Here is a 14,857-nt window from a genome sequence, read left to right as displayed (position 1 = left end):
CCGGGCTTCGTATTGTCTTTTTTTCGCTCGATCCCACGGTGATTCCGCATTCGTTCCTGCAGGACTTGCTGAACCGCGTCGATATCGTCGACGTGGTGGGTCGGTACGTGCAGCTCAAGAAGGGCGGCGCCAATTTCATGGGGCTGTGCCCGTTCCATAACGAGAAGAGCCCGTCGTTTACCGTCAGCCCGACCAAGCAGTTCTACCACTGCTTCGGCTGCGGCGCGCACGGCACCGCGATCGGCTTCCTGATGGAGCACGCGGGGCTCACGTTCCCGGAAGCCGTGCAGGAGCTCGCGCAATCCGTCGGCCTGACCGTGCCGCACGAGCCGTCGATGCGCGGCGGCGGTGGGGGCGCAGGCGGGGGCGGCGACTATCCGGCGCCCGTGTCGAAATCGGTGGCGACCGCGCTGTCCGACGCGATGACGGCCGCGTGCGACTACTACCGCAAGCAGTTGCGCGGTGCGACCGTCGCGATCCAGTACCTGAAGAACCGGGGCCTGACCGGCGAGATCGCCGCACGTTTCGGTCTCGGCTATGCGCCCGACGGCTGGCAGAACCTCGAAGCCGCATTCCCCGACTATCGCGACGAGTCGCTCGTCGAGGCGGGGCTCGTGATCGTCAGCGAGAAAACCGATGCGCAGGGCGTCGCGCGCCGCTACGACCGGTTCCGCGAGCGGATCATGTTCCCGATCCGCAACGTGAAGGGGCAGGTGATCGGTTTCGGCGGCCGCGTGCTCGGCAGCGGCGAACCGAAGTACCTGAACTCGCCGGAAACGCCGCTGTTCAACAAGGGCAGCGAGCTGTACGGGTTGTTCGAGGCGCGGCTCGCGATCCGCGAGCGCAAGTACGTGCTGGTCGTCGAAGGCTACATGGACGTCGTCGCGCTCGCGCAGCTCGGGTTCCCGAACGCGGTCGCGACGCTGGGCACCGCGTGCACGCCGATTCACGTGCAGAAGCTGCTGCGTCAGACCGACACGGTCATTTTCAGTTTCGACGGCGATTCGGCCGGGCGGCGCGCGGCCCGGCGCGCGCTCGAGGCATGCCTGCCGCATGCGGGCGACAACCGTACGATCCGGTTCCTTTTTCTGCCGACCGAGCACGATCCCGACAGCTACGTGCGCGAGTTCGGCGCGGACGCGTTCTCCGAGCAGGTCGAACGCGCGATGCCGCTGTCCCAGTTTCTGTTGAACGAAGCGATTGCCGGCAAGGCGCTCGATCAGCCGGAAGGCCGCGCGAAGGCGCTGTTCGATGCGAAGCCGCTGTTGCAGGCGCTGCCCGCGAACGCGTTGCGCGCGCAGATCATGCACATGTTCGCCGATCGCCTCGATATCCCGTTCGAAGAGGTCGCGGCGCTGTCGGACGTCGATACGCGTATCGCGGCGCCGCCGCGCCAGGCGCCCGCGCGCAGCGAGCGGCGCCGCGTGACGGACAGCGAAAAGCGCGCGTTGCGCACGCTGGTGATGCATCCGCGCATCGCATCGCAGCTCGACGACGAACAGATTGCGACCCTGCGCGCGCTGCCGCGCATCGGCGAGTTGTTCGCGGAAGTCGTCGATCATGCGCGTGCGCTGGGCGACGGCGCGGAGTTCCGGCTGCTGTCGGATGTCCTGAGGACGTCCTCGAACGGGGCGACTTACGAGGAAATCTTCCGCGAAATTCTGGACTATGATGAAAACGTCCGCGATTTGCTGTTACAGAATCCGGAAGACGAGACGGTGCCCGAGCGGCAGCGTGAGCAGGAGCGGATTGCGGGGGAGGAGCTGCAGGCAGCGGTGCTCAAGATGCGCTATGACGCCTGCTGCGACCGGCTGGACAGGCTGGCGCGGCAATCCACCTTTACCCCCGAGGAACTGGCCGAATTGACGGAATTGAACCAGCAGCGAACCGACATGAAGCGTCGGCTCGGGCTGTAGGCGGCCGGGGCGCTTAGAGAGGGCTCCCCAGCGTGCTATAATATAAGGTTTCCAGCGGTTTGTTTTCCAAGCAGAGGCGAGAATCGCGATGGCAAAGACGACAGGCGGAAAGAAAGCAACAGGCAAGGGCTCGACGGAGCCGACCAAGAAGGTCACAGCGGCCAAGTCTGCTTCTTCCTCCAGGACAACGTCTTCGGCCACGTCAGCCCCTGCGGGAAAGAAAACCGCGGCCGGCACTGCTCAGGCTGCGCCGGCACCGGCAGCCAGAACACGGGCTGCCGCCAGACCCGACTCCGGGCCGGCCAAGCCGGCGGCGAAGCGGGCAAGTGCGAAAAGCGCAAGGGACACGACTGCCGACGCGGACGAAACGGCAGTACGTACTACTCATGCACCCACGGTTCAACCGGCTGTCGTCCAGCAGCCGCGAGTCGATATAGCCGGTACGGCGAACTCCATGACCAAAAAGCTGAACGAAGTAACCGTCGAAGACGACGCAAATCAGAGCGACGAGCAGCCCGCAGCCGCAGCTGCGGCTGCCCCGGGCAAATCCAAGGTGCGCGATCGTCGCGCCAAGGAAAAGGCGCTGCTGAAGGAAGCGTTCGCGACGAGCACGCCGGGCACGGCCGAGGAGCTCGAAGAGCGCCGCGTGAAACTGCGCGCGCTGATCAAGCTCGGCAAGGAGCGCGGCTTCCTGACGTACGCCGAAATCAACGACCACCTGCCGGACAACTTCACCGAGACCGAAGCCCTCGAGGGCATCATCGGCACGTTCAACGACATGGGCGTGGCGGTATACGAGCAGGCGCCGGACGCGGAAACGCTGCTCCTGAACGACAACGCGCCCGCCGCGTCGTCGGACGATGAAGTCGAAGAGGAAGCGGAAGTCGCGCTGTCCACCGTCGATTCGGAATTCGGCCGTACGACCGATCCGGTCCGGATGTACATGCGCGAGATGGGCACCGTCGAGCTGCTCACGCGCGAAGGCGAAATCGAGATCGCGAAGCGGATCGAGGACGGCCTGCGCCACATGGTGATGGCCATCTCCGCGTGCCCGACGACGATCGCCGACATCCTCGCGATGGCCGAACGCGTCGCGAACGAAGAGATCCGCGTCGACGAGCTCGTCGACGGCCTGCTCGATCCGAATGCGTCGGACTCCGCCGATACGGACGGCTTCTCCGCGAAGGAAGCGGAAGCCATCGAGAACGAGGACGAGGAAGCCGAAGAGGAAGAGGAAGAAGAGGAAGAGGAGGAAGACGACGGTGCCGCCCAGGCATCGGCCAACGCCGCCCAACTCGAAGCCCTCAAGCGCGCGTCGCTCGAGAAGTTCTCGCAGATCAGCGAGTGGTTCGACAAGATGCGCCGTGCGTTCGAGAAGGAAGGCTACAAGTCGAAGGCTTACCTGAAGGCGCAGGAAACGATCCAGAGCGAGCTGATGACGATCCGCTTCACCGCGCGTACCGTCGAACGCCTGTGCGACACGCTGCGTGCGCAGGTGGACGAAGTGCGCCAGGTCGAGCGTCAGATCCTGCACATCGTCGTCGACAAGTGCGGCATGCCGCGCTCGGAATTCATCGCGCGCTTCCCCGGCAGCGAGACGGATCTCGACTGGGCCGAGAAGATCACCGCGGAAGGCCATTCGTACAGCGCGGTGCTGTCGCGTAACGTCCCGGCGATCCGCGAACAGCAGCAGCGACTGCTCGACCTGCAGGCGCGCGTCGTGCTGCCGCTGAAGGACCTGAAGGAAACCAACCGCCAGATGGCGGCCGGCGAACTGAAGGCACGTCAGGCGAAGCGCGAAATGACCGAGGCCAACCTGCGTCTCGTGATCTCGATCGCGAAGAAGTACACGAACCGCGGCCTGCAGTTCCTCGACCTGATCCAGGAAGGCAACATCGGCCTGATGAAGGCGGTGGACAAGTTCGAATACCGTCGCGGCTACAAGTTCTCGACCTATGCGACGTGGTGGATCCGTCAGGCCATCACGCGCTCGATCGCCGACCAGGCGCGCACGATCCGTATTCCGGTTCACATGATCGAGACGATCAACAAGATGAACCGCATCTCGCGGCAGATCCTGCAGGAAACCGGTCTCGAGCCGGATCCGGCCACGCTCGCCGAGAAGATGGAGATGCCGGAAGACAAGATCCGCAAGATCATGAAGATCGCGAAGGAGCCGATCTCGATGGAAACGCCGATCGGCGACGACGACGATTCCCATCTCGGCGACTTCATCGAGGACACCAACACGGTCGCGCCGGCGGATGCCGCGCTGCATGCCAGCATGCGCGACGTCGTGAAGGACGTGCTCGATTCGCTGACGCCGCGCGAGGCGAAGGTGCTGCGGATGCGTTTCGGTATCGAGATGAGCACCGATCACACGCTCGAGGAAGTCGGCAAGCAGTTCGACGTCACGCGCGAGCGGATCCGTCAGATCGAGGCCAAGGCGCTGCGCAAGCTGCGTCACCCGAGCCGTTCCGACAAGCTGAAGTCGTTCCTCGAAGGGAACTGATTTCCAGCGTCTGTGCCACGAACGCCGCCGGTATCCGCATGATGCCGGCGGCGTTCGTTCCCTCCGTCGTCTTTGTTGTTACAATGCCGGCCCGGCCTCGTTGCCGGGGCAGCGTGTAGCACGCTTTGCTTCTCGTCTGGGCCCCTAGCTCATGCTTGGTTAGAGCAGCGAACTCATAATTCGTTGGTGCCGGGTTCGACTCCCGGGGGGCCCACCAGATTCGCTTCCACGGTTGTCCGGGGAAGCTGTGCCGTTAAGCATAAAGTGGCCACCTGGACACGAGATGCTTTATTTACCGATGGGACGCATTTTGTTTTATCGGGAATCGGTGGTAGCGTCGAACGTTCTGTTCGCGTTGTTCTGCCGCGAATGGACGTAAAAAAGCCGGCCCGTGTGGCCGGCTTTTGCGTTGCTGGGGTACCCGAAGTCGCGTAGCGCACGTCGAGCGTCTCCTTGACCTCCTGAAGCATGTCGATGGCGCCTCGGATGCTACCCAGGACCTTCTTGGGTATACGAGCGTTGATCTCACGCAGGTTGATGGCCTTGCCTTCGGCGAGGATGGCTCAGCCTTACCATCCGGGGCCCAGACCCAACGGAATGCTCAGGCCTGAGCCTTAGGCGCGAGGATTTTTATTGCGGCCGTTTCTTCATCATCTGTCGACAAGATGCGGTTGCACCAGTAAAGCAAAATGGAATCAAGAGGCCCTCACCTTCAGTTGATGCTGCAACGTTTTGTAACCTAGATGGCGGTGTGTATTACATGCTCGTGGAGGAATTCCATCGCTGCGCGCAGGACTGGCGACCGTCGTACGTTGTGATGAGTCAATAGCCAAATATCCCTAGTAATAGTTGCCTGCTCCGGAGAAACACGAACAAGGTCAGGGACCAGGTAAGGCGGCCAGACTAACACCGCTCCGCGCAGCCATCAGATAAGCCCAGTACCGATTTTATTGCTTTCAGTATTCTGGTGACATTTATTGTCCTTGTAATACATCTTGCCGCTGGTATCCTAATTTCCCCACTGCCGTTCGCATCCGAGGTCTGACTGTTGTTCGACGCGCTGGTGGGTTCGCCAAGTGGAAGCTTCTGTACCGCTTGAACGGGGATTAGAAAGTACGGTTGGCACGGATGTTTCCGGAGGAAGTAAGCGTTCGTGGCAACACGTCTAGACGAATAGCTAGTTGTAGTTGGAGGCCATTGATGGATACCGGGGTTGTCGAGCCGACGGATGAATCGGCAAAGCGTTATTGCGTCCAGATTCAGGCGACCGTCGCTGGACGGGTCAATCTGGCGGACTTTCAGAACGCGGTGCCCGTGGTTCGGGAGCTTTCCATAGTTAACGAAACGGAAGACGCATTCCGGGACTTGAAGCTCACCGCGATTTCTGACCCACCATTCCTCAAGCCCAAGACTTGGCACCTAGACCATCTGGCGGCGGGGCAGACCCTGCGTATCACGGACCTTGATTTGTCTCTCGACGGTCCGCTGCTTGGCCGCCTGACTGAGTCGGAAAAGTCGGTGGTCACGCTCACCCTCACTGCGCCAAACCGAGAGTCAGCCGAGGTTGCAGTTTCCGAGCAGACAGTCGAGCTTCTTCCAAGGAATCAGTGGGGCGGCCTGTCGTCGTTGCCGGACATGATTGCGGCCTTTGTTCAGCCGAACGAGCAGGCAGTCGAACGTGTGCTCAAGCAGGCTGCGGAGATGCTACGCAAAGCGGGGAAGCCCGGCGGCATCAATGGCTACCAGGAAGGTGCAAAGCGCGCATGGGAACTCGCTTCTGCTATCTGGAATGCAATTGGAGCGATGGGACTCGACTATGCCGTACCTCCCGCGAGCTTCGAGCGGGAAGGACAGAAAGTGCGCGGGCCCAGCCAGATTGCGGAATCTGGACTCGCTACCTGTCTCGACCTGGCTTTGTTCGTCTGCGCGGCACTGGAGCAGGCGGGCCTGAATCCAGTTCTCGTCTTCCAGCAGGGGCACGCTTTTCCCGGCGTCTGGCTGAAGCCCGAAGAGTTCTCGACCACTGTCATTGACGACATCACTGCTCTGCGGAAGCGGGTGAAGCTCAAAGAGATGGTCCTGTTCGAGTCGACCCTCCTTGCACAGAGGCCTCTGCCGATTTTCAGTTTCACAACGGCCAAAGGTGAGGAACACATCTCCGAAGACGAAGAGCCGAAGTTCGAGCTGGCAATTGATATTCGACGCGCACGCCGGCAGCGCATCAAACCGCTTGCTAGCGAACACGCTGTAGTTCGTGGCACAGCTGGCACCGAGATGACCGAGGACCTGACTCCGCGGTGGGAGGATGCCCCTGAGTTTTTGGAGGAGCTCGACGACGCGCATTCAGACGACGGGCAGGAGCGGCCGGAGGACCGTCTTACACGCTGGCAGCGAAGGCTCCTCGACCTGTCACTCAGGAACAATCTGCTGAGCTTCAAGTCGGGAAAGAAGTCCCTGAAGCTCGATGCGCCTGAGCCAGGACTGCTTGAGGATGTTCTGGCGGAGGGACATGCGCTAAAGCTGCTGACCCGTCCGGACCTCATGGACGGTTCGGACCCACGCAGCCAGGCTATCCATGAGGCGCGCGAGCGCGAACACATTCGCCGCCAGCACGCTCTCGACGCGTTGACGCGCAAGGAAGTGTTTATCGGGTTGCCGCAGGACGAGATGGATTCGCGCCTGACTGAATTGTTCCGGAATTCCCGGACCACCTTGCAGGAGGGTGGTTCGAATACACTGTACCTCGCGCTCGGCTTCCTATCGTGGACGCGCGACGACAAAGAAGACAAGAAATATCGTGCACCTCTCATCCTCGTACCTGTCACTCTCGAGCGTCGCAGTGCGCGCTCTGGCTTCAGTCTGAAGCTTTACGACGAAGAGGCCCGATTCAATCCGACGCTCATTGAAATGCTGCGTCAGGACTTCGAGCTCGAACTCGGTGTGAACGATGTCGAGCTGCCCAAGGATGATTCAGGCCTCGATGTTGCAGGAATCTGGAAAACGGTGTCCCATGCCATTAAGGACATCAAGGGCTGGGAGGTCGTGGAAGAAGTTGTTCTGGCCTCTTTCTCGTTTGCCAAATACTTGATGTGGCGGGACCTCACTGAACGTACCGAGCAGCTCAAACAGAACGCGGTAGTTCGTCACCTCATCGACACTCCGCGCGATTCGTATCAAAGTACGGTGGAGTTCCCTGATGTCAGGCGGCTGGACGTCGAGCTGCCTGTGAAGGAGACGTTCTGCCCTCTACCAGCAGACTCGTCGCAGCTTTCCGCCGTGGTCGCAGGCAGCAAAGGCAAGGATTTTGTTCTGATTGGACCACCGGGCACCGGAAAGAGCCAGACGATTGCAAATCTCATTGCGCAGTGCCTCGCCGAGCGCAAGCGCGTTCTGTTCGTTTCCGAGAAGATGGCCGCGCTGGATGTCGTCTACCGGCGCCTCGCGGACGTCGGTCTTGGAAATTTCTGTCTCGAGCTTCACTCCAGCAAGGCGCGTAAGACTGATGTTCTTGAGCAGTTGAAAACGTCATGGGATGCCTCCGCCGTCCTCGCGCCTGAACAATGGCACGCAGAAGCGGTCCGACTTGAAGGACTGAGGTCCCAGCTGAATGGATATGTTGAACGACTTCATCTTCGGCACTCGAATGGCCTGAGCGTCTATGAGGCAATCGGTCGAGTCGTCGGCGGTCATGACCTGCCAGTGTTCCGGCTGACGTGGTCGTCTACCCAGGCGCATGACATGGAAGCGATGCGGGGCCTTCGCGAAACCGCCGAACTGCTCGATGTCAATGCCAAGGCATTCGGTGAAGAGAAGTTGACGTCAACCCCGCTGGCACATGTGGCTCAGACCGAGTGGTCGCCTCTCTGGGCGGCCGCGCTCGACGACGCTGCCCGCGCGGTACCAGACGTTGCGGTGCGCTTCGAGAAAGCAGCGGCTGACCTGCGCCAGGCTATAGGGCTGCCGGACCTGCCGTTGGACCCCCAAGTACGCGATGGTATGCGGATGCTCGCCGCTGTTCTGCCGTCCGCGTCTGGTTACGACTGGCGTTTTGCACTACGTCCGGATGCAAAGTCTATTGCGGATGGATTGCGCCAGGCAACACCAATGTTGCAGCGGTACCGGGAATTGCTCGGCACGCTGTCGACGCCTTGCTCGAATCAGACACTCGAGGACCTGCGAGTAGGCATTAGCCATTTGCAACGCGATTCGGAATTGCATGCAGCTCTTTCCGTGCCTTGGAGCGAAACACTGCGCGCTCGCCTCGCCAAAGGTATCGAACTGCTGCGCACCCGACTTGACGTTCTCGGCCAGCTTTCGATTCCATACAAGGAGGGCATCCAGACAAGGACAATTGCTGAGTTGCAGTCTGACCTGCGTGAGCTCAAGGACTCGGGCTGGCCGATGAGCATGATGCGCAAACGGTCCTTGACGAAGAAGCTCAGGGAGCTGGCCGGCGGAAACGGTGGCGAACCGAACATCGACGGTGATATCGAGTGTCTTGCGCGAATTGACGCCCTCAATAACGAAATCAAGGAATACGGTGACCTGTTCTCGCTCACTTCGAGCGTATGGACGGGGCTCAAAACAGACCTTGATGTAGTTTGTGCACTCCTGTCATTCCAGACGGCCCTCGAGCGTGCTCGTGAACGCTCGAACTGGGATGACGTGGGCCTTGACCCAGTCAGCCGAGGGCAATGCGGCGATGCTGCTCAAGATGACCTGCAGCGGATGCGTGAGCTGCGGAAAATCGAGCAGGTTATTGCGAGTCTCGCTCATCTGGAAATCGAGACGGGCAATGTCTGGGCCGGTTACAAAACTGATGTTGTAGTCGCGAAGGCATATGTGCCTTTTCAAGGAGCGCTCTCTGCTGCAAGAGCAGAAACCCACTGGGTGGATGACGGATATACGGTAATCGAGTCTGGACGCGCTGGCCCAACCGCGGCTACCGACATACGAAACATGCGCGAGTTGGTTTCGTTGCATGCCAGAATTCAGGAGTTCGCAGACCTGTCAGGCAAGACGTCCGGTCTGTGGAGCGGTCTACAAACCAAGATTGATGGCATTGAGCCGGCCCTCAAGTTTTTCGAGTCTCTCTCGGCCGCACTTGCAAACCTCGCGAATACACCTGAACTGCTTGCAGCGGTCAAAGCCCCGGTCGCCCTTCTGCTTGGCGACAGCAATATTCTGCTTGAGCCGTCAGGCATCGTTGCTGGTACGAGGCGCACCTATGCCGAAGCGCTGCAGTTGTTTAATGAAGTTGTCGCTCAATTTGCGACTGCCAGCGGGCTGGTATCTTCGGAACACGCGACTCTGCATTCGCTTCTCCCCGGGCAAGTAGCGGAACGCGCTAGGCAGGTGGTGCAGAATGCTAATCGGCTGAAGCTCTGGTGCGCTTGGCGGAAAGTCCGTCAGCATGCGCTTTCGCTGGGATTGGCCCCATTGGTTTCAGGTATCGAAGACGGCAATATTCAGCGTGGGCAGGTGAAGGCGGTCTTTGAGACCAACTACTGCCGCTGGTGGTTGAATGCTGTCGTGGATGGCGACGAGGTTCTGCGTAACTTTGTGTCCGCTGAGCACGAAAAACGCATCCAGGATTTTCGCGAGCTTGATGAGCAGTTCGTCGCTCTGACTCGGGCCTGGGTCAGAGCGCAACTTTCGTCCGGTCTTCCTTCGCCGGCGAGGGTCGCACTGGGCTCCGAGTGGGGGCTCCTGCGTTATGAGATGCAGAAGAAGACGCGACATCTTCCGTTGCGCGAACTTATGTCGAAGGCTTCTGGTGCAATTCTCAGGTTGACTCCTTGTCTGCTCATGAGCCCGCTGTCGATTGCCCAGTATCTACCGGCTGAGACCTCTGACTTTGATGTCGTGGTCTTCGACGAAGCTTCTCAGATTCCGGTCTGGGATGCGATTGGTGCGATGGCGCGGGCGCGGCAAGTCATCATGGTCGGTGACCCGAAGCAGCTCCCGCCGACCAGCTTCTTCGACCGTGCGGAATCCGATGTCGACGATACGGATGTCGAGGCGGAGCTCGAGAGCATTCTGGAAGAATGTATCGGAGCGAACCTGCCGACGATGAAACTGTCGTGGCACTACCGCAGCCGGCACGAGAGCCTCATTGCCTTCTCGAACTACCGGTACTACAGCGGCGACCTGGTTACATTCCCGAGTCCTGTCACCATCGACAGGGCTGTCAGTTTCCATCTCGTGACCGAAGGCCAGTACGAGCGCGGTGGAGCCCGTACCAACAAACCAGAGGCGAAGGCGCTTGTGGTCGACTTGGTCGGCAGACTGAAATCCCCGGGATTCATCGACAGTAGGATGACGGTCGGTGTCGTCACGTTTAATACCGAGCAGCAGCGCCTGATTGAAGACCTCCTTGACGAGGAGCGTCGCAAGGACCCGTCAATCGAGCCGCACTTTGCCGAGTCAGCGCTTGAGCCGGTGTTCGTCAAGAATTTGGAAAGCGTTCAAGGTGACGAGCGGGACGTTATGTACTTCTCGATTACCTACGGCCCTGGCATTGATGGCACGATGCTAATGAACTTCGGTCCGATGAACCAGCAAGGTGGGGAGCGGCGCCTCAATGTTGCTATCACGCGTGCCCGCCAGGAACTGCGTGTGTTTGGCAGCTTCAAGCCGGAGAAAATGGACCTGTCCCGAACGCAGGCGCTGGGTGTTCGAGACCTGAAGCACTTCCTCGAGTTTGCCGAGCGGGGAGCTCGCGCTTTGGGTGAAGCCGTTGCCGGCAGCATTGGTGACTTCGATAGCCCGTTTGAGAAGGCAGTGTGTGTGGCACTGGCGGAGAGGGGCTGGACGGTTCATCCTCAGGTGGGCGTGTCGGCGTTTCGTATTGACCTTGGCGTGGTGGACCCCGATGCTCCTGGCCGCTATCTGGCAGGCGTTGAATGTGATGGCGCGACCTACCATCGCTCAGCGACGGCTCGTGACCGCGATAAGCTGCGCGAGCAGGTGCTGAGAGGACTTGGTTGGGAAATCGTCCGAATCTGGTCGACAGACTGGTGGGTTGACATGCCGGGCACCCTCGAGAAAGTGGATAGTCAACTGCGAGCTTTGCTTGCGGTCAGACGAGAAGCAGAGGCAGCGGAAATGCAGAGCGCTGCAGCAATCGCAGAAGACGTTCTCGCCGCCGCAAAATCAGGTTCGGGCAGCGGATTCAGCAACGCAAATGCAGTAGAAGATGTTGTGCCGAAGATGGTATCGAAGGGTGCAGTCTCCGAAGATGAAGCGCCGGTCATGTACGCTCGCGCCGCGTCAACGCCGATTTCCGTTGAGCGCGAGGAGGCGATATTCGTTGAAGTTGACTTGACGATTTCCGACCACGAGCGTGACCCGGAGCTGTTCTTCGCTCGCTCTTACGACGAGCGTCTGCTCGCGATGATTACAGCAGTCGTCAACGTCGAGGGACCCGTGCGCGATGAGGTTCTGGCAAGACGTATTGCTCGCGCGCATGGATGGTCCCGAACCGGCTCTCGCATTCTGAATCGCGTGGTCGACCTCGCGTCGAAGCACTTTGATGCAGAGACTGAAGATGTTGGCCTGTTTATCTGGCCTAAGACTGTCGGTGATAAGGCATCTTTAGCGTTTAGAAGTCCGCTGCCCGGAGCTACACGACCGGTAGATGAGGTTTCAATCGCAGAGCTGAGAACGCTTGCGACGAAACTGCAAGCCGGGGGGCATGACGAGGAGTCAGGGCTCAACGCCATGAGTCGAGAGTTGGGCCTCCTTCGACTGCGCGGTGCGAGCAGGGAGCGTTTGGAGCAAGCATGGCGACGTGAATAACGTTTAGTTCAGACGGGCCGCCGACGGCACCGCACGCTCTGTTGACGAATCTCGCTAGACGAGCTCAAGACGCTTGCTATAGAAATGCCGTAGGCAGGTCATGGTACGAGTCGGGTGTTATCGCGATGGCACGCGATTGGTCCGAGCAAGGTCTCTGCAGTGAGTAAGGCTCGCGTGGAGAGAGTCGGGTCGAACGTCGTGGGTGGGACTTCACTGGAGGCCCACTAACGCGCTCGTCTGTACAAGCGGGGCTTGATGGGTAGCTCCAGCTGACCAAACGAATTGAGACAATACGGGGCTAAAAATGGGCTGGGGTTTCAGGAAGAGCATAAAGATAGCGCCTGGCGTTCGTCTGAACGTGAGCAAGAGCGGTGTCAGTACGTCGATTGGTGGCAAAGGATTTACCTACAATTCGCGCGGCCGTGTGACCGCTAGTATTCCTGGCACAGGTATTCGCTTTACCCAGAACACCCGCGCAACACGTACATCGAATCCGGTACGCTCCGTGGTTGTCGGAAGTGGTCGCATCGATTCCGCGAGCACGGAACGTCTCTCGAAGCGGGAGCAGGCAGCTCGAGACTTCGTGGCCCAGGTGCAGGAGCGCACGGCGAATGCGCTGTTGCTGTACTTCATGTCGCACGGCGTCTACGTTCGACGGGAGGATTTGACGGATGCAGTAACGCTTGAGGAGCATCAAGGATTCGTCGAGACGCTCGCTCTTGAGTTTGAAGCTACGACCAAGGCAATTAAGTTGGCTGTCGACATCGGCTCGATATCGCTCGCCGAGAAAGAGAAGGCGATGCTCGCGGTCTATGAAGTCGAGCGCAAGTGTTCAGAAAACCTCGGCGATAGAGGACAACTGGCGAACGAAGCCGCCACCCTTGCAAGCGTGGTGCGCTCGTGGCCGGTGGCCCCCACGTTAATGGCCCCGTTGGTTGTGGGACTCATAGCAGCATTTCTCCTGTTCATGGGTGGCACTGTCGCCGGCCTAATTCTGCTCCTGGTCGCGCTTGCATTTGGGGGCTTCAGCTTCGTATCGTTCAGCAAGAAAAAAACTGCTGCTGCAAACACGATTGCGGATGCCAACGAGCGGTTCGACGCGTTGTTGGCTGTCGAGGTGTCCGGGCGCCCGGCACTTGGTGAGGTCCGGGACAACACGCATGTCAAGGCAATCGGCTTCGGCGTTCTGCTTGTAGCCGTTTCTGCAGTTGCGTGGTCGTATCGAACACCGAATGCTTATCAGCCTGCGACAGCGACGCAAGGTGCCGAGAAATCTGTCGCATCGACGTCGAGCGTGGCCGCCGGCATTGCACAGGGGGACGGAAAGCAACTCGACTTCAGTTGGATGGTCGGAAAGCTGCCGGTCGACGTGGTTACCGACAAGCGGTTTCGCGCGACCTTCAACCATGCTTCCAAGGCAGACTGGAAGCGATTCGTTGACCGGCTCGCGGTCGCGAATTCCAGAGGCATCGAGTTGCGAGACGGCTTTCTAGTAGGGCAAGGATGTAAGGCAGGTGCTTGTGGTTCGGATGCCGCCGCGTTTGCAATTGATGCGTCTACGGGTAAGGGCGATTTTGCGTTTCGGGAAACTGTCGACCCCGCATCCGGTAAGGCCATCATCAAAAGGGTGACATGGAAGGACCTGCCGCTGGATTCAACTCCGCTCGCCGAATGGGTGCACTCGACGGAGACCGAAGCGGCTTCAGACACAGCTGCACTCGCTCCGGCGCAATCGACCCTGCGGACAAGCTTCGATTGCAGCAAGGCGCATTCGGATGCTGAACACCTCATTTGCACTGATGCCCAGCTGGCTGCGGCTGACGTCGAGCTGGCTGCCATGTATACCAAAGCAAAGGCGGCTGTCACGGACCCGGTGGCTTTCAAGGAGCGAACGCTGGAGCAGTGGAACTACCGCGAGAAAGCCTGTCACGACCGCGAATGTTTGGCAAGGTGGTATGCAGACCAAAGAACCGTGCTCCAGCATATCGCTGAGACAGGCAATGCGGTAGCCGAATAGGGGCCTGTCAGGAATTTTGTGTTTAAGGCATAACATGCTCCCAAGGAGAGTGTATGCCTCGCAAACCGAAAGCCCAGCCGGCAGTTCTGCCGGCGATTTCGGCCGAGCTGCTTGAACAGTTCGGCAACGGTCCGATGACGGCTGAAGCCATCAATGCCGCGACGCTGGCGCTCAAGAAAGCGCTGATCGAGCGTGCGTTGGGCGGCGAGATGAACCATCATCTCGGCTACCCTCTCGGAGCTGCCAAGCCGGCCAACGCTACGAATCAGCGCAACGGCAAAGGCGCCAAGACGGTTCTGACCGAAGACGGTCCGATCCGCATCGAGGTGCCGCGTGACCGCGACGGCAGCTTCGAACCCGTCCTGATTCCCAAGCACGAACGGCGCTTCACCGGCTTCGACGACAAGATCGTCGCCATGTATGCCCGAGGCATGACCGTACGCGAGATCCAGGGCTTTCTGATAGAACAGTACGGTACCGAGGTTTCGCCCGACTTCATCAGCTCCGTGACCGACGAGGTCATGGCCGAAGTGACGGCCTGGCAGGCCCGACCGCTCGAGCCGATGTATCCGGTCGTGTTTTTCGACGCACTGCGGGTCAAGATTCGCGAAG

5 protein-coding genes and 1 tRNA gene are annotated in these 14,857 nt (G+C 59.9%); all 6 read left to right on the top strand.

All coding sequences use genetic code 11. The features are described from left to right. Positions 1-38: 38 nt before the first annotated feature. On the top strand, positions 39-1,916 hold the full coding sequence (gene dnaG / locus C4B30_RS26710) for a DNA primase (RefSeq protein ID WP_027782560.1): 1,878 nt from the start codon (positions 39-41) through the stop codon (positions 1,914-1,916). Positions 1,917-2,004: 88 nt separating this feature from the next. Beyond that, positions 2,005-4,428, top strand: coding sequence for an RNA polymerase sigma factor RpoD (gene rpoD / locus C4B30_RS26705; RefSeq protein ID WP_089501430.1), 2,424 nt, complete (start codon positions 2,005-2,007; stop codon positions 4,426-4,428). A gap of 138 nt (positions 4,429-4,566) precedes the next feature. Further along, positions 4,567-4,645, top strand: a tRNA-Ile gene (locus tag C4B30_RS26700). A 983-nt stretch (positions 4,646-5,628) separates the two neighbouring features. Further along, positions 5,629-12,228, top strand: a complete 6,600-nt coding sequence (locus C4B30_RS26695) for a DUF3320 domain-containing protein (protein ID WP_105133134.1) — start codon at positions 5,629-5,631, stop codon at positions 12,226-12,228. Between the two features lie 304 nt (positions 12,229-12,532). Further along, the gene (locus C4B30_RS26690) at positions 12,533-14,245 is read left to right on the top strand and encodes a DUF4236 domain-containing protein (RefSeq protein WP_105133133.1); all 1,713 of its coding nucleotides are present in this window, start codon (positions 12,533-12,535) and stop codon (positions 14,243-14,245) included. A 53-nt stretch (positions 14,246-14,298) separates the two neighbouring features. Then, positions 14,299-14,857 (top strand): transposase (locus C4B30_RS26685; RefSeq protein WP_199779088.1); only part of this gene is annotated, 559 nt, incomplete at its 3' end.

The sequence above is a fragment of the Burkholderia sp. BE12 genome (assembly GCF_002959955.1).
Classification (GTDB): Bacteria; Pseudomonadota; Gammaproteobacteria; order Burkholderiales; family Burkholderiaceae; genus Burkholderia.
This window is presented reverse-complemented; position numbering and strand designations above follow the sequence as displayed.